Here is a 21,519-nt window from a genome sequence, read left to right as displayed (position 1 = left end):
GGACGCCGAAGGCGCCCTTGACGCACACCACCACGACCAGCACGATCACGCAGCCCGGAGCCGCGACACCACAGTCGCCATCTCGCAGCACCCGACAACCACAGTCGCCTTCTCGCAGCACGCGACAACGACGAGTCGCCTTACTGAGCACCCGTCAACCGCAAGTCGCCTTACCGCGGCCCGCACCACGACAGCCGCCGTACCGCAGCCCGCACCACGACGACCGCCGAACGCGACGCGACGGTCACCTCAAGTGGATCGGCGTACCGGTGTGCTGGAAGCGGTCAGTGCAGCAGGGGGTCGATCGCCGCGGCGATGAAGAGGAGGGCCAGGTAGATGTTGGAGAAGTGGAACAGGCGCATCGGGCGGAGGGCCGCGCCTTCGGCGCCGGTGTGGGCGCGGAGCAGGAGCGCGCGGGCCTCGCGGAGGAACACGATGCCGAGGGCGATCGCGGCCAGCGGGTACACGTAGCCGGTGTCGGCGATCGGCCACAGCGCGATCGAGGTGATCACCATGACGACCGAGTACGCCAGGATCTGGCGGGCGGTGGCGACCGGGGTGGCGACCACGGGCAGCATCGGTACGTCGACCGACGCGTAGTCCTCCCGGTAGCGCATGGCCAGCGCCCAGGTGTGCGGCGGCGTCCAGAAGAAGACGACCAGGAACAGCACGAACGGCGTCCAGGCCAGCTCGTTGGTGACCGCGGTCCAGCCGATCAGCGTCGGGAAGCAGCCCGCGATCCCGCCCCAGACGATGTTCTGCACGGTCCGGCGCTTCAGCACCATCGTGTAGCCGAACACGTAGAAGGCGTTCGCCGCGAGCGCCAGGATCGACGACAGCCAGTTCACGAAGAACCCGAGCTCGAGCGTGGCCAGGACGCCGAGAACGATGCCGAAGATCGTCGCCGAGCGAGGGCTGACCGCGTGCCGGGGCAGCGGGCGGCGGCGGGTCCGGCGCATCTGCTCGTCGATGTCGCGGTCGAGCACGCAGTTGATCGTGTTCGCGCTGCCGGCGGCGAGGATCCCGCCGACCAGCGTGGCCGCGACGACACCGAGGCCGGGCACTCCCCCGGCGGCCAGGAACATCACCGGCACCGTGGTGATCAGCAGCAGCTCGATGATGCGTGGCTTGGTCAGACCGACGTACGCCTTCACCACGTCGCGCACCGACGGACTCAGAACAGCAGCACCGTCCGGCAGCGGCGTCGGGTACGACGTCGTCGCGGCTGGACGCGGGTCGACGGCCGTCACGAACACCTCGAACTCAATGGGTTGACGCCGGAGGCTCCCGGCGCTGACGGTTCGACAGTCTACGACGCCCCGTAGGAGGGTCTCGCCACCCCCCTGGGCGAGTCATTCGTGTGACGTTGCAGACGTCGGGAACAAGCACCGCGTTGTCCGGGTTCCGAGTCTGTGGAAGGCGCTGAAGGCCCGGGCGAGTAGGCTCGCTCACGGTGACGCGCGGGGGCGCGATCGTGACCGGCCGGTAGGTCGCGGAGCGATCCCCTCGACGCTGACCAGACGGAGTTTTCGCAGCCATCGAGAGGAGCGCCGCCGGCGTGACGGAGAAGACCAGCCCCAAGCTTGAATGGACCGAGCTCGACCAGCGCGCGGTCGACACCGTGCGGGTACTCGCGATGGACGCGGTCGAGAAGGTCGGCAACGGCCACCCCGGTACGGCGATGAGCCTGGCTCCGGCGGCGTACCTGCTGTTCCAGAAGGTGATGCGGCACAACCCGGCCGACCCGACCTGGGCCGGTCGCGACCGGTTCGTGCTCTCGGCCGGTCACTCCAGTCTCACCCTGTACATCCAGCTGTACCTGGCCGGCTTCGGCCTGGAGCTGGACGACCTGAAGGCGCTGCGCACCTGGGGCAGCCTGACCCCGGGCCACCCGGAGCACGGCCACACCAAGGGAGTCGAGACCACCACCGGCCCGCTCGGCCAGGGTGTCGGCAACGCGGTCGGGATGGCGATGGCGGCCCGGCGTGAGCGCGGCCTGTTCGACCCGGAGACGGCGAAGGGCGAGAGCCTGTTCGACCACCAGATCTACGTGATCGCCTCCGACGGCGACCTGGAGGAGGGCGTCTCGGCCGAGGCCTCCTCGCTGGCCGGCCACCAGAAGCTCGGCAACCTCACGGTGATCTACGACGCCAACAAGATCTCGATCGAGGACGACACCGACATCGCGTTCTCCGAGGACGTGGCGGCCCGCTACGCGGCGTACGGCTGGCACGTCCAGGACGTCGACTGGACGAACGGCGGCACCGGCTACGAGGAGAACGTGCAGGCCCTGTACGACGCTCTCGAAGAGGCGAAGGCGGTCACCGACAGGCCGAGCTTCATCCGGCTGCACACGATCATCGGCTGGCCGGCCCCGAACAAGCAGAACACCGGCAAGATCCACGGCTCCGCACTCGGCGCCGAGGAGGTCGCCGCGACCAAGAAGGTGCTCGGCTGGAACCCGGAGCAGGACTTCGCGGTCGCCGACGAGGTGATCGAGCACACCCGCAAGGCCATCGAGCGCGGCAAGGCCCTCCAGGACGAGTGGAACACCGGCTTCGAGGCCTGGAAGGCCGCGTCGCCGGAGCGGGCCGAGCTGTTCGCCCGACTCGAGAGCCGTGAGCTGCCGGCCGGCTGGAAGGACGTACTGCCGAGCTGGGACGCGGACGCGAAGGGCGTTGCGACCCGCGCCGCCTCCGGCGAGGTCCTGTCCAAGCTGGCGCCCGAGATGCCGGAGCTCTGGGGCGGCTCGGCCGACCTCGCCGGTTCGAACAACACCACCCCGAAGGGCCAGCCGTCCTTCATCCCGGCCGAGTTCTCCACCAAGGAGTTCCAGGGCGACGAGTACGGCCGGGTGCTGCACTTCGGCATCCGCGAGCACGGCATGGGCTCGGTCCTGAACGGCATCGCGCTGCACGGCGGCACGCGCCCGTACGGCGGTACGTTCCTGGTCTTCAGCGACTACATGCGCCCGGCGGTCCGGCTGGCCGCGCTGATGAAGCTCCCGGTCACCTACGTGTGGACGCACGACTCGATCGGCCTCGGCGAGGACGGTCCGACCCACCAGCCGATCGAGCACCTGGCGGCGCTGCGGGCCATTCCCGGCCTGGACGTCGTACGGCCTGGTGACGCGAATGAGACGGCGGCCGCGTGGGCCGCGATCCTCGAGCACACCGACCGCCCGGCCGGCCTGGCGCTGACCCGGCAGAACGTGCCGACGTTCCCGCGTGGCACCGACGGTTTCGCCACCACGGAGAACGTGAAGAAGGGCGGCTACACGCTGCTCGACACCGACGGCACGCCGGACGTGGTCCTGATCGGCACCGGCTCCGAGGTGCAACTGGCCGTCGAGGCCCGCAACACCCTGGCGGCCGAGGGCATCAAGGCCCGGGTCGTGTCGATGGTGTCGCGCGAGTGGTTCGACGAGCAGGACGACGCCTACCGCGACTCGGTCATCCCGCCGCAGGTCCGGGCCCGCGTCTCGGTCGAGGCCGGCATTGCGCTGGGCTGGCGCGAGATCGTCGGTGACGCCGGCCGCAGCGTGAGCCTGGAGCACTTCGGCGCCTCCGCCGACTACAAGGTTCTGTACGACGAGTTCGGCATCACCGCCGCCGCCGTCGTCCAGGCCGCCAAGGACAGCATCGCCGCCGCCGCGGATCTCGGCGGCTCCGGGGTACCGGCAGGGCGTCGCCCGGCCGGTGGGATCGGCCCCGGCGACGACCCGGCGGTGAGCGCCGACCCGAACGCCGACGCCACCAACGAGCGCAACTGAACAACACCACAACAGAACATCCGGAGGCTTCGGACATGAACGATCGCTTGAAAGCACTCGCCGACGCGGGTGTCTCCATCTGGCTCGACGACCTCTCCCGGCAGCGGCTCACCAGCGGCAGCCTGGCGACGCTGATCCACGACTCGTACATCAGCGGGGTGACCACCAACCCGACGATCTTCGCCAAGGCGATCTCCGACGCCGATGCGTACGCCGAGCAGGTGTCCCGGCTGGCCGCCGAGGGGGTTTCCACCGACGAGGCCATCCGGGTCATCACCACCGATGACGTCCGGGACGCCGCAGACCTGTTCAAGCCGGTGTACGACGACTCCGAGTCGGTCGACGGCCGGGTCTCGATCGAGGTCGAGCCCGGCCTGGCCCGGGAGACCGAGAAGACGATCGCCCAGGCCAAGGAGCTGTGGGAGACCGTCGGCCGGGAGAACGTGTTCGTCAAGATCCCGGCGACCAAGGAAGGCCTGCCGGCCATCACCGAGACACTTGCCGCCGGTATCAGTGTGAACGTGACACTGATCTTCTCGCTGGACCGCTACAAGGCCGTCGTCGATGCGTTCCTGTCCGGCCTGGAGAAGGCGATCGAGAACGGGCACGACGTGACCAAGCTGGCCAGCGTCGCGTCGTTCTTCGTCAGCCGGGTCGACACCGAGGTGGACAAGCGACTCGATGCCATCGGCACCGATGAGGCCAAAGCCCTGAAGGGCAAGGCGGCGATCGCCAACGCCCGGCTCGCGTTCGAGGCGTACGAGGAGATCTTCTCCTCCGACCGCTGGCGCGAGATCGAGACCGCCGGCGCGAAGCCGCAGCGGCCGCTCTGGGCCTCGACCGGCGTGAAGGACCCGGCGTACCCGCCGACCCTGTACGTCGACAACCTGGTCACCCGGGGCGTGGTCAACACGATGCCGGAGGCAACCATCAAGGCGGCCGCCGAGCACAGTGAGGTCACCGGCGACACGGTCCGCGGCGACTACGCCGCCGACCGCAAGGTGATCGACGACCTGGAGAAGCTGGGCATCTCGTACGACGAGGTCGTGCAGGTGCTCGAGGACGAGGGCGTGGCCAAGTTCGACGCGTCCTGGTCGGAACTGCAGGACACCGTCACCGCGGCCCTGAAGGGTGCCGCCAAGTGACCACTCCGAACGTAACCACGCAGAACGGCGACTGGGCCGAGGTGGTCGACCGCCTGGTGGCGGAGAAGATCGCCTCCCGGATCGCCGCCAAGGACGCCACCATCTGGGGTCCCGACGCCGAGCCCGAGGCGTCGATCCGGCTCGGCTGGGTCGACCTGCACGAGACCTCGCGGCCGCTGCTGGCCGAGATCGAGGCGCTGCAGGCCGACCTGCGGTCCGAGGGCCTGGACCGGATCGTGCTGTCCGGGATGGGCGGCTCGTCACTGGCTCCCGAGGTGATCACCCGGACGGCCGGCGTCGAGCTCGTCGTACTGGACTCGACCGACCCGAGCGTGGTCGCGCGGGCGCTGGGCGGCGACCTGCAGAAGACGGTCATCGTGGTGTCCAGCAAGTCCGGCGGCACGGTCGAGACCGACAGCCACCGGCGGGCGTTCGTCAAGGCGTTCACGGATGCCGGCATCGACGCCGCGTCGCGAGTCGTCGTGGTGACCGACCCGGGTTCGCCGTTCGAGAAGCTCTCGGCGGACGAGGGCTACCGCAAGACGTTCCTGGCCGACCCCAACGTCGGTGGCCGCTACAGCGCGCTGACGGCCTTCGGGCTGGTCCCGTCGGGGCTTGCGGGCGCGGACATCGCGGAGCTGCTCGACCAGGCTGCCGAGGCCGCGCCGGCGCTGCAGGCCGACTCCACTGACAACCCCGCGTTGTGGCTGGGCGCCGTACTGGCTGCGAGTGCCGGGCGGGACAAGGCGATCGTCGCGGCTGACGGCTCCGACATCGTCGGCTTCCCGGACTGGGCCGAGCAGTTGATCGCGGAGAGCACCGGCAAGGACGGTACCGGTGTGCTGCCGGTCGCGGTCGAGCCCAATGCGCCGGAGCTGCGGAGCGAGGCGTCGGACCTGACCAACGCGCTACTGGCTGAGAAGGCGACGAGCGGCGTACCGACGGCTCTGACTTCTGGCTCGCTGGGTGGTCAGTTCCTGCTTTGGGAGGTCGCCACTGCGGTCGCGGGATACCTGCTGGGGATCGACCCGTTCAACCAGCCGGATGTCGAGAGTGCGAAGAAGGCCGCTCGCGGTCTGCTCGACGCGCAGCCCGAGCCGGAGGCCGCGGCGTTCACTGACGGTGTGGTCGAGGTTCGTGGCTCGGAAGGGCTGCTGGACGGTGTGGACTCGCTGCAGGGCGCTGTCGACGTACTGCTGGGCAAGCTCGACTCCGATGGCTACCTGGCTGTGATGGCGTACCTGGACTCCGAGCGGGACGCTTCGCTGATCGGCGTTCGTCCGGCACTGGCGACCCGCACGGGCCGGCCGGTGACCTTCGGCTGGGGTCCGCGGTTCCTGCACTCCACCGGCCAGTACCACAAGGGCGGCCACCCGCAGGGCGTGTTCCTGCAGATCACCGCGGCGCACCCGACGGACGTCGAGATCCCCGATCGCCCCTTCTCGTTCGGCACACTGATCTCGGCGCAGGCAGCCGGTGACGCGAACGTTCTCGCCGAGCGTGGCCGTCCGGTACTGCGCCTCCACCTGACCGACCCGGCGAGCGGCGTACAGCAACTCCTGTCTCTGCTCGGCAACTAGACAACCTCATTCAGCAACTAGACAACCTCGGAGGGAAGCGGCTGATGACCGCTGAGCTCGACGAAGAGCTGACCGGCCCGGTCAATCCACTGCGGGACCCGCAGGACCGGCGGCTCCCCCGGATCGCCGGGCCCAGCAGCCTGGTGATCTTCGGTGTCACCGGCGACCTGGCCCGCAAGAAGCTGATGCCGGCCGTCTACGACCTGGCGAACCGGGGGCTGCTGCCACCCGGTTTCGCTCTGGTCGGGTTCGCCCGGCGCGACTACACCAATCAGGACTTCGCCCAGGTCGTGCACGACTCGGTCAAGGAGCACGCCCGGACGCCGTTCCGCGAGGAGGTCTGGCAGCAGTTGGCCGAGGGCTTCCGGTTCGTGCCCGGCGATCTGACCGACGACGAGGCGTTCAAGCGGCTGCGGGAGACCGTCGACGAGCTGGACGTGACCCGCGGTACCGGTGGCAACCACGCGTTCTACCTGTCCATCCCGCCCGGCCTGTTCCCGCAGGTCGTGCAGCAGCTGTCCGAGCACGGGCTGACCGACGAGGTCCCCGGCTCGTGGCGGCGGGTGGTGATCGAGAAGCCGTTCGGCCACGACCTGAAGAGCGCCCGTGAGCTCAACCAGGTGGTCGAGTCGGTGTTCCCGCCCGAGTCGGTGTTCCGGATCGACCACTACCTGGGCAAGGAAACCGTCCAGAACATGCTGGCGCTGCGGTTCGCGAACGCGATGTTCGAGCCGGTCTGGAACAGCCACTACGTCGACCACGTCCAGATCACCATGGCCGAGGACATCGGCATCGGCGGCCGGGCCGGGTACTACGACGGCATCGGCGCGGCCCGCGACGTGATCCAGAACCACCTGCTCCAACTGCTCGCGCTGGTCGCGATGGAGGAGCCGGTCAGCTTCGACGCCTGGTCGCTGCGGCAGGAGAAGAAGAAGGTGCTGGCCGCAGTCAAGCTGCCGGAGCGCCTCGACCTGCACACCGCACGCGGTCAGTACGCCCCCGGCTGGGCCGGCGGCGTCAAGGTGAAGGGCTACCTGCAGGAGGACGCGATCCCGAAGGACTCCGCGACGGAGACCTTCGCCGCGCTGCGGGTGGACGTGGACACGCGCCGCTGGGCGGGCGTCCCGTTCTACCTGCGCACCGGCAAGCGCCTCGGCCGCCGGGTCACCGAGGTCGCGGTGATGTTCAAGCGCGCGCCACACCTGCCGTTCACCAAGACCGAGACCGAAGAGCTCGGCCAGAACGCGCTGGTGCTGCGGATCCAGCCGGACGAGGGCATCACCATGCGCTTCGGCGCCAAGGTGCCCGGGACGGCGATGGAGATCCGCGACGTGAACATGGACTTCGCGTACGGCGGTTCCTTCACCGAGTCCTCCCCGGAGGCGTACGAGCGGCTGATCCTCGACGTACTGCTCGGCGATCCGCCGCTGTTCCCGCAGCACACCGAGGTCGAGCTGGGCTGGAAGATCCTCGACCCGGTGATCAACTACTGGGCCAAGCACGGCAAGCCGGAGCAGTACGACTCCGGCGGCTGGGGCCCGGACTCCGCGCACCAGATGCTCGCCCGCGACGGACGCGCCTGGAGGCGGCCATGATCATCGACCTGACCGGTACGACGTCGAGCGAGATCGCCTCGGCGCTGCTGCGGGCCCGCCGGAACGCGGGCTCGCCGGCCATGGGCATGGTCGGCACCATCGTGGTGGTCGTCGACGAGGCGTCCCACCACGACGCGATGAAGGCCGCGAACGAGGCCGGTCGCGAACACCCGTCCCGAGTGCTGGTCGCGATCCTGCGACCGGGCCGCGGTGCATCCGGTCTGGATGCCGAAGTACGGGTGGGCGAAGGCATTCCGGGCGAGGCGGTGCTGCTGCGGCTGCACGGTGAGCTGGCCAAGGTGCCCGAGTCCGTGATCACTCCCCTGCTGCTGCCCGACTCCCCCGTCATCGTCTGGTGGCCGGGCGGCGGGCCGAAGGTTCCCGCGGACGACCCGCTGGGCCGCCTGGGTCGCCGCAAGGTCACTGACGCAGCCGCGACCCGGCGCGCATCGGTCGACTTCTCGGCTCGGGCCGAGGGTTACCAGCCTGGTGACACGGACTTCGCCTGGACCCGGCTCACGCCGTGGCGGGCGCTGATGGCCGCGGCCCTCGATCAGTACCCGACCAAGGTGACTGGCGCGGAGGTCGTGTCCGCCAAGGGCAATCCGAGTGCCGATCTGATGGCCGCGTGGCTGCAGTCGCGGCTGGGTGTCGCGGTCGAGCAGAAGACGTCGCGGGGTCCGGGCGTCACCGCCGTACGGCTGTTCACTCCGACCGGGCCGATCTCGCTGACGCGACCGGACGGTGCGGTGGCGACGTTCAGCATTCCAGGTCAACCGGACCGGCCGGTGGCGTTGAAGCGCCGTACGACGTCCGAGCTGCTGAGCGAGGAACTGCGGCGGCTCGATCCGGATGACGTGTACGCGCGGACACTCGCGTGCATGGTCGAGCGGGAGGCGATGCCCGCCGACGAGAAGAAGGTGAGCGCGGTCGACCGGCGGTCGGCCCAGACGGCGGCGTCGAAGGCAGCCTCGAGTACGGCTACTGCGGACGCGCCCGCCCCTAAGAAGACTGCGACTGCTGCGAAGAAGACTGCTTCGAAGAAGGCTGCGGCCAAGAAGGCGGTTGCGAAGAAGACCGTTGCTGGGAAGGGCTCCGCCAAGAAGACGGCGGCGAAGAAGAGCACCGGTAAGAGGGTGGCGGGGCGGTCATGAGCTCGCCGTCGATCCTGGTCAACCGCGACGCCGAGGGCCTGGCCCACGCCGTCGCGGCCCGGCTCATCACCCGGCTGGTCGACGTCCAGAGCAGCGGCAAGGTCGCTCAGGTCGTGCTGACCGGCGGCCGGGTCGCCTCGGTCGTGTATCGGGCCGTCGCCGAGTCGCCGGCCCGCAGCGCGATCGACTGGCGGCGGGTCGAGTTCTGGTGGGGTGACGAACGCTTCCTGCCGGACGGCGACCCCGACCGGAACGAGACCCAGGCCCGCGAAGCCCTGCTCGACCACGTGGATGTGGACCCGGCCCGGGTCCACCCCATGCCGGCCGACACTGGTCAAGGTGCCGAGGCCGCCGCGGCTGCGTACGCCACTGAGTTGGCTAAGGCCGTGGGTGCCGGCGATCGGGACGGCGTACCGACGTTCGACGTACTGCTGCTGGGTGTTGGTCCCGACGGGCACGTCGCGTCGCTCTTCCCGGAGCACCCGGGACTGCACTCCGAGGACGTCTCGTCCATCGCCGTCCACGGCTCCCCCAAGCCGCCGCCGACCCGGATCTCGCTGACCTTCCCGGCGCTGAACCGGGCGCACGAGGTCTGGTTCGTCGTCTCCGGCGAGGACAAGGCAAAGGCCGTTCGCCTGGCCCTCTCCGAAACCGGCCGCCTCCAAATCCCAGCCGCCGGCGTAAAAGGCCTCAACCGCACACTGTGGCTCCTAGACGAGCCCTCCGCCCAGGAAATCCCGAGCGCGATCCGGGCACCTCGCACCTGACTTCGGCCAGGGCCGAACTGTCCGGCTGCGAGGATGACGGTATGACGTTTCGGGAGTTGCACAACGGGTTCTTCGTCATGCCGAATGCCTGGGATGCCGGGAGTGCGGTGGTGCTTGCCGATGCTGGGTTCCCGGCGATCGCGACGACCAGTGCCGGGATCGCGTTCTCGCTCGGCAAGGGCGACCACACGCTGCCGGACGGTGCTCCGGCGGTGTCGCGGGAGGACATGTTCGCGCGGGTCCGGGAGATCACCGCGGCGAGCGCCGTACCGGTGAACGGTGATCTCGAGGACGGCTACGGGTCGGCGCCGGAGAAGGTCGCCGAGACGATCACGCTCGCGCGCGAGGCCGGTCTGGCCGGTGGGAACATCGAGGACTACGACGGGCGGGAGCTGTACGACGTCGAGCTGTCGGTCGAGCGGATCGTCGCGGCCCGGGAAGCAGCCGGTCCCGACTTCGTCCTGACCGCTCGCACCGACGGCCAACTCCTGCGTACGCCGACCTCCCTCGCGGACTCCATCAACCGAGCAAACCGCTTCCGCGAGGCCGGAGCCGACTGCCTCTACGTCCCCGGCGTCAACGACCTCGACGCGATCGGCACCCTCGTCCGCGAGATCGACGGCCCGCTCAACGTCGTACTCGGACTGGGCACCTCCACCCTCACCGTCGCCAACCTCCAGTCCATCGGCGTCACCCGCATCAGCCTCGGCGGCAGCATCGCCCGAGCCGCACTCGGTCTGGTACGACGCGCCGCGCAAGAGCTCCTCACCACCGGCACAATCGGCTTCGCCGCCGACCAGATCCCCCAGGCCGAACTCAACGAACTCTTCGCCCGCAAGCCCTGAGCACTAAGCCCTAAGCGTCGCGCAGCCGAAACAGCACCAAGCCGGAGACGACCGCACCCACGGCGTACAGGGCAAGGACGCCGAGTCCCGACCACGGTGAGATGGGCAGCGCGTCGAGGCGCAGGGTGGACTGGATCGAGAGGCCGGCGGTCATCGGGGACACCTGCTCGATCCACTCCTTCCAGCGTGGATCGGTGACGGCGAGCGACGCGATCGGCGACACGTACAGGAGAACGAGCAGGATCGTCACCGTGCCGCCGGTGTGACGGATGACGAAGGCGACACCGAGGCTGAGCAACGCAACCAGGCCGAAGTAGAGCACGGTTCCGCCGTACGCGCGCAATGTCGGCCCATCTCCAAGAGAGAGCGGCCGGTAGCCCGCGACCGCGGTGAATCCGTTGCTGGACAGGAGTTCCCGGCCGGCCAGCAGCGACGCGAGCATGCTGATGGCGGCGGCCCCGACGACCGCCGCGGTGACGACGACCGCCTTCGCGGCCAGTACGACGAGCCTGCGCGGGCACGCCGCAAGCGTGGTCCGGATCATCGCGGCCTCGTACTCCGCGGTGACGGCGAGCGTGGCCACCATGATCACCGCCGCTTGTCCGAGATAGACCCCGGACAGGCTGAGCTTGGTCAGGTCGAAGTCGCAGCCCGGGTCCGAACGCTCGCAGTCCGGCGGCGTGACGTCCCAGGTCACCAGGGCGCCGATGGCTGTCGTCGAGAGGACAACCGCCAGCAACGTCCAACCGGTGCTCGACACCGTGCGCAGCTTCGTCCACTCCGCCCGCAGCGCTCGCGCGGCGAGCATCACGCGTCCCGGCGACCGAGTTGCCAGCGGGCCAGGCCGAGTGCGAGGACGGCGTACCCGCACAGCACCGCAAGCCCCTGCCACGGACCGATCACCTGGCCGGCTCGGTCGACCGTCTGCTGGATGGCCAGCCCGGCGATCGGCGTCAGCCGACTCATCCAGATGTCGGCGTCCTTCGAGATCACCGGCGCGACGAGCTGCGGCACCACGACCAGCGCGATCACGAACACGATCGCACCGACGGTACGACGCCGGATCACCGCGACGCCGAGACTGAACAACGCGATCAGCGCGAGGAACGCGGCGGTACCGACGACCGCGCGCAGACTCTCGCCGTCAAGCAGCGACACGTGCGGGTACGCCGGCGGGTTGTAGCCGCCCGCGCGCATCCCCGGTTGCGCGAGCAAGAACGACGCGACGCAGGCCACCAACCCGGTGACGAAGACCGCGCCGCCGAGCACGACCGCCTTCGCCGCGAGCACCTGACCACGCCGCGGACCGGCGGCGAGGGTGGTGCGGATCAGCCCGGTCCGGTACTCGGCGGTCATCGACAGCACGCCAAGGGCGATGACCGCGATCATGCCGACGCGTACGCCGAACAGGCTGAGCATCACCACGTCGTCCTCACCGGGCGAGCGCCAACTGGCGACGCCGTACCCGGAGATGTCGCCTGATCCGGTCAACGTGAAGGTGTCACCGTCCCGGCTCAGATCCCCGATCGCGATGTCCCCGGTCTCCTTCGACGGCAGGGTCGAGATGTTCTGACCGGACCAGTCCCCGGGTGGCTGCGACCCGGTCACCGAGACGTCGTCGAAGATCGCCGAGCCCGTGGTGCTCGACAAGCCGGCCGACGTACCGCTGCCCGTCCGTACGGTCACGTACAACGGCGGCGACGCGACGAACAGGCCGACCTCGACGTTCTGCGGCAGCGCCACGGTCATCGTCCCGACCTCGCGCCAGTCGGCACCGTCGGCGGATTCGTATCCGGTGACCGAACTGCCGGTCCGGGTCAGCTTGAGCCACCGCGGCGCACCGTCGGCCGGTCCGGCCAGCTCGGTGTCGAACATCGCCTCCATCCGCACACCGTGGTCAGGCGTGACCATCACGGCGGCGTACGGCGCACCTGGCTCGACGCCGGCCTTGACCAGCAGGCCTGCTTTCGCCCACTCGTGGCTGTTCTGCTGGCTGACGACCCGGGCGACGACCGAGCCGTCTCCGGCCAGCGGCTTGTGCACGAAGTAGGCCTGGTCGACGTACCGCGGTTGCTCGTTGGCGTCCGTCGAGCCGGCCGACGAGCCCAGTAGTTCCAGCAGCACGCTGACGACAACCGCGGCCAGCAGACACAACGTGGTGCTCCGAACCGAGCGGAACTTCGTCCACTCCCCGTGCAGCACCTGCAGGAAGCCCTTCACCTCACACCTCCCGCGACCCGAACTCGACCGCGTCCCGGGTCAGCTCCATGTAGGCCTCCTCCAGCGAGGCCCGGTGCGCGGCCACTTCCGTGAACGGCAGGGCGTGCTGGTTCAACAGCTTGATCACGTGCTCCGACGTGAGGCCGGTGACGGTCACCCGATCGTGGTCGGTCGCGGCGACTGTGGCGCCGGCGTTGGCCAGCACGGTCATGGCCTGCGACCGCTCCAGGGTTCGGATCTCGACCCGGTCGGCCGATGCGGCGGCAACCAGCTCACGCACCGTCGTATCGGCGATCAGCCGGCCGCGGCCGATCACGATCAGGTGGTCCGCGGTGTCCTGGAGCTCACCCATCAGGTGGCTGGACACCAGGACCGAGCGGCCCTCGGCGGCCAGTGACCGCAGCAGGCCGCGGATCCAGACGATGCCCTCCGGGTCCAGCCCGTTCACCGGTTCGTCGAACAGCAGCACCGGCGGGTCCCCGAGCAACGCGCCGGCGATCCCGAGCCGCTGCCGCATGCCCAGCGAGAACCCGCCGGCCCGGCGCCGCGCCGCCTGTGCGAGGCCCGCCTGCTCAAGCACCTCGTCGACCCGCTTGGCCGGCAGACCGTTGTACTGCGCCATCCACAGCAGGTGGTCACGTGCCTTCCGGCCTGGATGGACCGCACCCGCGTCGAGCAGGGCGCCGACCTCGCGCAACGGCGTACCGAGGTCCCGATAGCGGCGGCCGCCGACCAGGGCAACCCCGCTGTCCGGTGCGTCCAGCCCGAGGATCACTCGCATCGTCGTCGACTTGCCGGCGCCGTTCGGACCGACGAACCCGGTCACCTGACCCGGCCGGACGACGAAGGACAGGTCATCCACCGCGACAGTGGCGCCGTACGTCTTGTGCAGCTCGTGGACCTCGACAGTGTTGTCCTCCATGGCACTTGACGCTACGGCCGGGTTCGGCCGCGTGTCGTCACGCTGCCGAGCGCCCTTCTGTCCCCCACGAGAGTGACGCACCGGATGAGGCCCGGGGCGGACAATGAGGGCGTGAGCCAGGTCCGTGAGCTGGGAGACCGCGCGCTCGACGCCGTCCGTCGGATTGTCGACACCCGGGAGGCATACGCCGTCGGGGCGGCCGTACTCGGTCTGTTCGCGGTCATCGAGGCCGGCGGTCGCGGCGACGGGGCCGGCATGGATCTGGGTACGGCGATGCTCCTCGGGCTCTGCGCGACAGTGCCGTTGGCGTTCCTCCCGGCCCATCCGGTACCGGTCGCGCTGGCCGTCACGCTGGCCAATGTGGTGATGCTCGCCAGCCCGGAACCGCCGTACGTCGCCGGAGTACTGGCCGGGATCATCGCCTTGTACCGGCTGGCTCGTAGACGATCGCGCCGAGCCGTGTTCCCGTTGCTGCTGCCCTTCGTACTGTTCGCGCTCGGGGAACCGCAGCCGGACTCGACCGTCCTGCTGGTGTTCATGACCGCTGCGGTCCTGCTCGGCACCTCACTGCGGGAACGCGGCGTCGCCGCCGACTCCGCCGCAGCCGGACAGGCGACCGCCGACAACCAGCTCGAGTACGCCGCTCGCGGTGAGCGGGCCCGGATCGCCCGGGAGCTGCACGACGTGGTCGCACACCACATCTCGCTCATCGCCGTACAGGCTGAGACCGCCCGGCTGACGACACCCGGCCTGCCACCGGAGGGCACGCAACGGCTGCTCGATATCGGCGACACCGCCCGCTCCGCCCTCACCGAGATGCGTCGCCTGCTCGGCGTACTGCGGGAGGACGTCGAGCCAAGCACCCGAACCGTGCGTGAGCCGCAACCTGGCCTGGAACAGCTCAACGCCCTCGTCGACGAAGCCCGGGCGTCGTCCGGCGCCAGCACCCGGTTGATCGTGCGCGGTTGCGTTGTCCCGCTCGACCCGGGTGTCCAGCTGACGGCGTACCGGATCGTCCAGGAGGCGCTGACCAACGCGCGCCGGCATGCACCGGGTGCGGCCGCGGACGTCGAGCTGGACTACACAGCGGAAGCGCTGCTGGTGCGGGTCCGCGACAATGGACCGGGTCCTCCCGCTGACCAGGACGCCACCGGCGGTCACGGGCTGGTGGGTATGCGCGAGCGCGCCGCGATGGTGGGCGGTACCTTGACCGACGGCCGGTCACCCGGCGGCGGTTTCGTGGTCGAGGCGGTCCTGCCGATCCCACCGGACGAGCCATGACCGCGCCGATCCGGATCGCCGTCGTCGACGACCAGGAAGTGGTCCGGGCCGGCTTCGGCGCACTCCTCGGCACCCAGCCGGACTTCGAGGTCACCGGTACGGCGGCAGACGGCGCCGAGGCGATCCGGCTCTGCCGCGAGCGATGCCCGGACGTCGTACTGATGGACGTGCGGATGCCGGTCTTGGACGGTATCGAGGCGACCCGGCAGATCGTCGCAGAAGCAGGACCCGGACCACGGATCCTGATGCTGACCACGTTCGACCTGGACGAGCACGTGTACGACGCCCTGGCCGCCGGCGCCAGCGGGTTCCTGCTGAAGGATGTGACCGCCGAGCGCCTGTTCGACGCGGTCCGGGTGATCGCGTCCGGTGGCGGCCTGCTCGCACCGTCGGTGACCCGGCGGCTCATCTCGGAGTTCGCCCGGCAACGGCCCGCCCGTACGGCGATCCTCGGCAATCTCACACCCCGCGAGATCGAAGTACTCGGCCTGATCGCGGAGGGTCTGTCCAACCCGGAGATCGCGACCCGGCTGGTGGTCAGCGAGGAGACCGTCAAGACCCACGTCAGCCGGCTGCTCGGAAAGCTCAGCCTGCGCGACCGCACCCAGGCTGTGATCGCGGCCTACGAGTCCGGCCTGGTCGTCCCTGGCATCAACCGACGGCCGTGAACGCGAACAGCCCGGACCGAGTGGTCCGGGCTGTGGCGACGTGCCTACCTAGAAGATGACCTCGCCGCGGGCGCGCCGGGCGCGGAGCTTCTCCAGGGCCTCCTCGAGGATCTCGGCCGCTTCCTGCTCGCTGCGCCGCTCCTTCACGTAGGCCAGGTGGGTCTTGTAGGGCTCGATCTTCGGGGGCGGGGGCGGGTTGTTCACATCGGTGCTGGTCGGCAGACCGCACCGCGGACAGTCCCACGCCTCCGGGATGGACGCCTCGACCGCGAACACCGTCGCGGTCTCGTGTCCGTTGGCACAGAAGAACACGATGCGCTGCCGGGGCGCGGTGTCGCCGCGCTCCGCCTCGCCCATCGGGCCGGCACCGACCCGGCTGCCACGAATCGCACTGCCACCACCAGCCACGGGAACCTACTCCCCTTCAGCCGAGCTTGTACAGCAGGCCGAGCGCGACGATGGCAGCGAACCAGATCAGACCGACAGCGATCGTGATCCGGTCCAGGTTCCGCTCGGCGACCGACGAGCCGCCGAGGCTGGACGACACACCGCCACCGAACAGGTCCGACAGGCCGCCACCGCGGCCTTTGTGCAGCAGCACGAGCAGCGTGAGGATGAGGCTGCAGACGATCACGACGATCGAGAAAGCGAGAATCACGAGGAGTAGCCTAACTGAAGGTCCAGGTAACGGCAGATACCGGCGAACTCGTCCACCTGAAGGCTTGCACCTCCGACCAGGCAGCCGTCGACATCCGGTTGGGCCATGATGCCACCTGCACTGGCCATCTTCACCGACCCCCCGTAAAGAATCCGTACCGAGTCGGCCACCGACGGTGAGATCGTCTCCTCCAGCCGGCCCCGGATCGCGGCGCAGACCTCCTGTGCGTCCTCCGGAGTGGCCACCTCGCCGGTGCCGATCGCCCAGACCGGTTCGTACGCGATGACGACCTTGCGGACGTCGTCCTGCTTCAGCCCGGCGAGCGCGCCGTCGAGCTGGGCCAGCGTGTACTCAACGTGCTCGCCGGCCTTGCGGATGTCGAGACCCTCGCCGACGCAGACGATCGGGATCAGCCCGGCCTCGAGCGCCTTGGCCGCCTTCGCGTTCACCAGCGCGTCGTCCTCGGCGTGGTACTGCCGGCGCTCGGAGTGACCCGCCAGCACATAGGTGCAGCCGAGCTTGGCCAGCATCGCCGCCGAGACCTCGCCGGTGTACGCGCCCGCGTCGTACTTCGACACGTCCTGGGCGCCGTACTTGATCTTCATCCGGTCACCGTCGACCAGCGTCTGCACGCTGCGCAGGTCGGTGAACGGCGGCAGCACGGCCACCTCGACCCGCTCGAAGTCGTGCTTCTTGTCCTGCAGCGTCCACGACAGCTTCTGCACCAGGTGCACCGCTTCGACGTGGTTGATGTTCATCTTCCAGTTGCCCGCCATCAACGGCGTACGGGCAGCTGCAGTGTCGGCCATTCGGATTCAGTCCTCTTCCAGTACGGCGAGACCGGGGAGCTCTTTGCCCTCCAGGTATTCGAGCGACGCCCCACCACCGGTGGAGATGTGCCCGAACTGGTCGTCGGCGAAGCCTAGCTGGCGGACCGCCGCGGCCGAGTCACCGCCACCGACCACGCTGAGGCCGTCAACCTCGGTCAACGCACTCGCGACCGCCTTGGTTCCGCCGGCGAAGGCGGCCATCTCGAACACACCCATCGGACCGTTCCAGAACACGGTCTTCGCGCCGGCGATCTCGGCGGCGAACGCCTTGCCGGAGTCCGGGCCGATGTCCAGGCCGAGCTGGTCGGCCGGGATCGCGTCCGCGGCGACGACCGTGGCCGGTGCGTCGGCCTTGAACTCGGGCGCGACCACGATGTCGGTCGGCAGCACGATCTCGACACCCTTGGCCTTCGCGGTCTCCAGGTAGCCCTTGACCGTGTCCAGCTGGTCTTCCTCGAGCAGGCTCTTGCCGACCTCGTGGCCCTGCGCCTTCAGGAAGGTGAAGACCATGCCGCCGCCGATCAGCAGCTTGTCGGCCTTGGCCAGCAGGTTGTCGATCACCGCCAGCTTGTCCGACACCTTGGCGCCGCCGAGGACGACGACGTACGGACGGGCCGGCTCCTCGGTCAGCTTCTTCAGTACGTCGACCTCGGCGAGCACGAGACCGCCCGCGGCATGCGGGAGCTGCTTCGCGACGTCGTACACGCTGGCCTGCTTGCGGTGGACGACACCGAAACCGTCGCTGACGAACACGTCGGCGAGCGCTGCGAGTTCCTCGGCCAGCGCACCCCGCTGGGCCTCGTCCTTGCTCTCCTCGCGCGGGTCGTACCGCACGTTCTCGAGCAGCAGGACGTCGCCCTCGTCCAGATCCTGTACGGCGGTCTGCGCGCTGTCACCCGTGACGTCGGCGGCGAAATGCACCGTGATGCCCTCGGGCTGCAGCAGCTCACCGAGCCGCTTGGCCACCGGGGCCAGCGTGAACTCCGGGTTCGGCGTGCCCTTGGGGCGGCCGAGGTGCGCGGTGACGATCACCTTCGCGCCGGCCTTGGCCAGCTTCACCAGCGTCGGCAGGCTGGCACGGATGCGGCCGTCGTCGCCGATCGTCTCGTCCTTGATCGGCACGTTCAGGTCGGAGCGCACCAGCACCCGCAGGCCGGCCACGTCCCCGAGGTCTTCGATGGTCTTCACAGTTCAGCAATCCTTGCGACTCAGGGATGAGCCTGCGCCCGGGGCGACACCAGGCCGACCGGACGCAGGCTGCGTGTGTGAACGTGTCAGAGCGAGGCGCCGACGTGGTTGACCAGGTCGACCAGCCGGTTGGAGTAACCCCACTCGTTGTCGTACCAGCCGACGACCTTGACCTGGTTGCCGAGCACCTTGGTCAGGCCGGCGTCGAAGATGCAGGAGGCCGGGTCGGTGACGATGTCGGTGGAGACGATCTCGTCCTCGGTGTACTTCAGGTAGCCCTTCAGCTCACCCTCGGCGGCGGCCTTGACAGCGGCGTTGACCTCCTCGACCGAGGTCTCCCGGCCGACGTTCACGGTCAGGTCGGTGGCCGAGCCGGTCGGGGTCGGAACGCGCAGGGCGTACCCGTCCAGCTTGCCCTTCAGCTCCGGCAGCACCAGGCCGATCGCCTTCGCGGCACCGGTGGAGGTCGGCACGATGTTCAGCGCGGCGGCGCGGGCGCGGCGCAGGTCCTTGTGCGGGCCGTCCTGCAGGTTCTGGTCCTGGGTGTACGCGTGGATCGTGGTCATCAGACCCTGCTGGATCGTGAACGCGTCGTGGATCGCCTTCGCCATCGGGGCCAGGCAGTTCGTGGTGCAGGACGCGTTCGAGATCACGGTGTGCTTCTCGGCGTCGTACAGGTCGTGGTTCACGCCCATCACGATGGTCAGGTCCTCGTTCTTCGCCGGGGCGGAGATGATGACCTTCTTGGCGCCGTTGTCGGCGTGCGTCTTGGCCTTGGTGGCGTCGGTGAAGAAGCCGGTCGACTCGATCACCACGTCGGCGCCGACGTCGGACCACTTCAGGTTCGCCGGGTCGCGCTCGGCGAACGCCTTGAAGCTGTGGCCGGCGACGGTGATGTCGTCGTCGGTCGCGGAGACCTCACCGGGGAAGCGGCCCAGGATCGAGTCGTACTTCAGCAGGTGAGCGAGGGTCTGGTTGTCGGTCAAGTCGTTGACGGCGACGACCTCGATGTCGGCACCGGACGCCTGCACGGCGCGGAAGAAGTTACGGCCGATCCGGCCGAAGCCGTTGATACCTACGCGTACGGTCACGGGACTGCGTCTCCTCAGAACTAGCTTTGAGCACTGCCGCTACAGCCCGAACACTAGCCCAAGAGCCCACTCGATCAACTGGTACCGTCCACATCAGACCACCGGCGTCTCAAGGGCTGTTCCAGACCAGACCACCGGCTGGTACACGCTGTCCCCGCGTGCACTCCCCCACCCGTCCGCGTTCCGGACCCCTCAGACACGAGTACGGCGGCCTCCGAACAGCTCCCGGAGACCGCCGCACTGTGAGACAGGTTCGCTATCCGAGCCCGAGCGCCGGCTTCGCGGCGGGCGAGCCGGCAACGCCATCCCTGGCACCGTCGGCGTTCTTCGCCGGCGCGGTGGCGCTGTTCAGCGGAGCCTGGCCCGAGTTCAGCAGCTTGGCGGCGAGGGCGGCGTCACCGGCCTCACCGCGCAGCACACCCCCGACCTTGTCCTTGAAGCTCGGCGCAGCCTTGACCTCGTTGTCCGGCCACCCGACCGTCGCCGCACCATCGGCGATCATGCTGTTCTGGCCCTGCTGTTTCGCCGCCTCAGCGGCCTTCCGGGCGTCTTCGGCGGCGATGCGTTCGGCCTCACGCTTGATGGCTTCCTGGTGGATCCGGTCCAACGCCGCTTGTTCTTCTGCTGTGGTGCCCATCTGTCCTCACTGTTCATCGGATGGAAACCCCGTGTTCCCATCCAAGCGAGGGACGGGGTCACGCCGGGTCGAGCATCTCCGGGGTGAGGTTGGCTTCGGTGTTCGGGATGCCGAGGTCGGCGGCGCGCTTGTCGGCCATCGCCAGCAAGCGGCGGATCCGGCCGGCCACCGCGTCCTTGGTCAGCGCCGGCTCGTGCAGCTGGCCGAGCTCCTCGAGACTGGCCTGCTTGTGCTCCAGCCGCAGCTTGCCCGCCACCTGCAGGTGGTCCGGTACGTCGTCGCCGAGGATCTCCAGCGCCCGCTCGACCCGCGCACCCGCGGCCACCGCGGCCCGGGCCGAGCGACGCAAGTTCGCATCGTCGAAGTTCGCCAGCCGGTTCGCGGTCGCACGCACCTCGCGACGCATCCGCCGCTCCTCCCAGGCGAGCACCGACTCGTGCGCACCCAGCCGGGTCAGCAACGCACCGATCGCGTCGCCGTCGCGGATCACCACGCGGTCGACGTTGCGCACCTCGCGCGCCTTCGAACCGATGCCGAGTCGCCGGGCCGCACCCACCAGCGCCAACGCCGCCTCCGGACCCGGGCATGTCACCTCGAGCGAGGAGGAACGACCCGGCTCGGTCAGCGAACCGTGCGCCAAGAACGCACCCCGCCAGGCCGCGACCGCGTCACACGAAGCACCCGACACCACCGCCGGCGGCAGACCCCGGACCGGACGTCCGCGGTTGTCCACCAGGCCGGTCTGCCGGGCCAGCGCGTCGCCGTCGCGGACGACGCGTACGACGTACTTGGTCTGCTTACGGATACCGGACGGGGAGATGACCACCACGTCCGACGGGTGCCCGAAGATCTCGGCGATGTCCTTGCGCAGCCGCCGGGCCGCGGCGCCGCTGTCCAGTTCGGCCTCGACGACGATCCGCCCGGAGACCAGGTGCAAGCCGCCCGCGAAGCGCAGTACGGAGGACACCTCGGCCTTGCGGCAACAGGGTTTCGTGACCTGAATGCTGGTCAACTCGGACTTCACCTGTGCTGTCATCGCCATGAAGGCATCCTCCCACCGTTGTCAAAGACCCTCGTTCAACTGTCTCGTCCCGAACCTGGTTACGCAGGTCTGCAACCTGGTGAGCCCTTGGTCGCGTTCCATCGGCGACACATCCTGAGAGGAG

Annotated in this window: 20 protein-coding genes; 9 read left to right on the top strand and 11 right to left on the bottom strand. The window is 69.3% G+C overall.

The window, feature by feature from the left end:
- Window positions 1-284: 284 nt before the first annotated feature.
- A complete protein-coding gene (locus V9K99_RS37355) occupies window positions 285-1,199 on the bottom strand; it encodes a heme o synthase (protein ID WP_337010673.1) in 915 nt (304 codons plus the stop codon).
- Window positions 1,200-1,558: 359 nt separating this feature from the next.
- Here V9K99_RS37355 and tkt point away from each other — a divergent pair, with 359 nt between their 5' ends.
- The 7 genes from tkt to V9K99_RS37320 are packed head-to-tail and all read left to right on the top strand — an operon-like array spanning window position 1,559 to window position 10,858.
- Window positions 1,559-3,772 carry a transketolase gene (gene tkt, locus V9K99_RS37350; protein ID WP_337010460.1) on the top strand — a complete coding sequence of 738 codons (2,214 nt, stop codon included), beginning with the start codon at window positions 1,559-1,561 and terminating at the stop codon, window positions 3,770-3,772.
- A gap of 35 nt (window positions 3,773-3,807) precedes the next feature.
- Entirely contained in the window at window positions 3,808-4,917 is a 1,110-nt protein-coding gene (tal, locus tag V9K99_RS37345; protein ID WP_337010462.1) for a transaldolase, read from the top strand.
- Complete coding sequence (locus V9K99_RS37340) at window positions 4,914-6,497, top strand: glucose-6-phosphate isomerase (protein ID WP_337010464.1); 1,584 nt, start codon at window positions 4,914-4,916, stop codon at window positions 6,495-6,497. Before tal ends, V9K99_RS37340 begins: the two co-directional genes overlap by 4 nt.
- A gap of 44 nt (window positions 6,498-6,541) precedes the next feature.
- The gene (gene zwf, locus V9K99_RS37335) at window positions 6,542-8,092 is read left to right on the top strand and encodes a glucose-6-phosphate dehydrogenase (protein ID WP_337010467.1); all 1,551 of its coding nucleotides are present in this window, start codon (window positions 6,542-6,544) and stop codon (window positions 8,090-8,092) included.
- On the top strand, window positions 8,089-9,246 hold the full coding sequence (locus V9K99_RS37330; protein ID WP_337010469.1) for a glucose-6-phosphate dehydrogenase assembly protein OpcA: 1,158 nt from the start codon (window positions 8,089-8,091) through the stop codon (window positions 9,244-9,246). Before zwf ends, V9K99_RS37330 begins: the two co-directional genes overlap by 4 nt.
- Window positions 9,243-10,013 (top strand): 6-phosphogluconolactonase, encoded by a 771-nt coding sequence (gene pgl / locus V9K99_RS37325; protein ID WP_337010471.1) that lies wholly within the window; start codon window positions 9,243-9,245, stop codon window positions 10,011-10,013. The genes V9K99_RS37330 and pgl overlap by 4 nt, the downstream gene beginning before the upstream one ends.
- Before the next feature lie 41 nt (window positions 10,014-10,054).
- Window positions 10,055-10,858 (top strand): isocitrate lyase/PEP mutase family protein, encoded by an 804-nt coding sequence (locus tag V9K99_RS37320; RefSeq protein ID WP_337010472.1) that lies wholly within the window; start codon window positions 10,055-10,057, stop codon window positions 10,856-10,858.
- Between the two features lie 10 nt (window positions 10,859-10,868).
- Here V9K99_RS37320 and V9K99_RS37315 read toward each other — a convergent pair whose 3' ends face one another.
- The 3 genes from V9K99_RS37315 to V9K99_RS37305 are packed head-to-tail and all read right to left on the bottom strand — an operon-like array spanning window position 10,869 to window position 14,000.
- Window positions 10,869-11,666 carry an ABC transporter permease gene (locus V9K99_RS37315; RefSeq protein ID WP_337010474.1) on the bottom strand — a complete coding sequence of 266 codons (798 nt, stop codon included), beginning with the start codon at window positions 11,664-11,666 and terminating at the stop codon, window positions 10,869-10,871.
- Window positions 11,666-13,078, bottom strand: a complete 1,413-nt coding sequence (locus tag V9K99_RS37310) for an ABC transporter permease subunit (RefSeq protein ID WP_337010476.1) — start codon at window positions 13,076-13,078, stop codon at window positions 11,666-11,668. The genes V9K99_RS37315 and V9K99_RS37310 overlap by 1 nt, the downstream gene beginning before the upstream one ends.
- Before the next feature lies 1 nt (window position 13,079).
- Window positions 13,080-14,000 carry an ABC transporter ATP-binding protein gene (locus V9K99_RS37305; RefSeq protein WP_337010478.1) on the bottom strand — a complete coding sequence of 307 codons (921 nt, stop codon included), beginning with the start codon at window positions 13,998-14,000 and terminating at the stop codon, window positions 13,080-13,082.
- Between the two features lie 111 nt (window positions 14,001-14,111).
- Here V9K99_RS37305 and V9K99_RS37300 point away from each other — a divergent pair, with 111 nt between their 5' ends.
- Together V9K99_RS37300 and V9K99_RS37295 are read left to right on the top strand one after the other, a co-directional pair.
- Window positions 14,112-15,281, top strand: a complete 1,170-nt coding sequence (locus tag V9K99_RS37300) for a sensor histidine kinase (protein WP_337010480.1) — start codon at window positions 14,112-14,114, stop codon at window positions 15,279-15,281.
- Entirely contained in the window at window positions 15,278-15,949 is a 672-nt protein-coding gene (locus V9K99_RS37295) for a response regulator transcription factor (RefSeq protein WP_337010482.1), read from the top strand. Before V9K99_RS37300 ends, V9K99_RS37295 begins: the two co-directional genes overlap by 4 nt.
- 48 nt (window positions 15,950-15,997) lie before the next feature.
- Here the strand turns inward: V9K99_RS37295 and V9K99_RS37290 are convergent, their stop codons facing one another.
- The 7 genes from V9K99_RS37290 to whiA form a co-directional block, all read right to left on the bottom strand.
- Window positions 15,998-16,357, bottom strand: coding sequence for an RNA polymerase-binding protein RbpA (locus tag V9K99_RS37290; RefSeq protein ID WP_132210419.1), 360 nt, complete (start codon window positions 16,355-16,357; stop codon window positions 15,998-16,000).
- A 16-nt stretch (window positions 16,358-16,373) separates the two neighbouring features.
- A complete protein-coding gene (gene secG / locus V9K99_RS37285; protein ID WP_337010487.1) occupies window positions 16,374-16,607 on the bottom strand; it encodes a preprotein translocase subunit SecG in 234 nt (77 codons plus the stop codon).
- The gene (gene tpiA, locus V9K99_RS37280) at window positions 16,604-17,416 is read right to left on the bottom strand and encodes a triose-phosphate isomerase (protein WP_337010489.1); all 813 of its coding nucleotides are present in this window, start codon (window positions 17,414-17,416) and stop codon (window positions 16,604-16,606) included. The genes secG and tpiA overlap by 4 nt, the downstream gene beginning before the upstream one ends.
- 6 nt (window positions 17,417-17,422) lie before the next feature.
- Window positions 17,423-18,625 (bottom strand): phosphoglycerate kinase, encoded by a 1,203-nt coding sequence (locus V9K99_RS37275; protein ID WP_337010491.1) that lies wholly within the window; start codon window positions 18,623-18,625, stop codon window positions 17,423-17,425.
- A gap of 86 nt (window positions 18,626-18,711) precedes the next feature.
- The gene (gene gap / locus V9K99_RS37270) at window positions 18,712-19,716 is read right to left on the bottom strand and encodes a type I glyceraldehyde-3-phosphate dehydrogenase (RefSeq protein WP_337010493.1); all 1,005 of its coding nucleotides are present in this window, start codon (window positions 19,714-19,716) and stop codon (window positions 18,712-18,714) included.
- A 256-nt stretch (window positions 19,717-19,972) separates the two neighbouring features.
- On the bottom strand, window positions 19,973-20,353 hold the full coding sequence (locus V9K99_RS37265) for a hypothetical protein (RefSeq protein ID WP_337010495.1): 381 nt from the start codon (window positions 20,351-20,353) through the stop codon (window positions 19,973-19,975).
- 58 nt (window positions 20,354-20,411) lie between these two features.
- Window positions 20,412-21,395: a DNA-binding protein WhiA gene (gene whiA, locus V9K99_RS37260; protein WP_328520667.1), complete on the bottom strand. Its 984-nt coding sequence runs from the start codon at window positions 21,393-21,395 to the stop codon at window positions 20,412-20,414.
- Window positions 21,396-21,519 lie beyond the last annotated feature (124 nt).

The organism is Kribbella sp. CCNWLW201 (assembly GCF_037203805.1).
Classification (GTDB): domain Bacteria; phylum Actinomycetota; class Actinomycetes; order Propionibacteriales; family Kribbellaceae; genus Kribbella.
The sequence above is the reverse complement of the archived record's forward strand: the minus strand, read 5'-3'. Positions and strand labels throughout refer to the sequence as shown.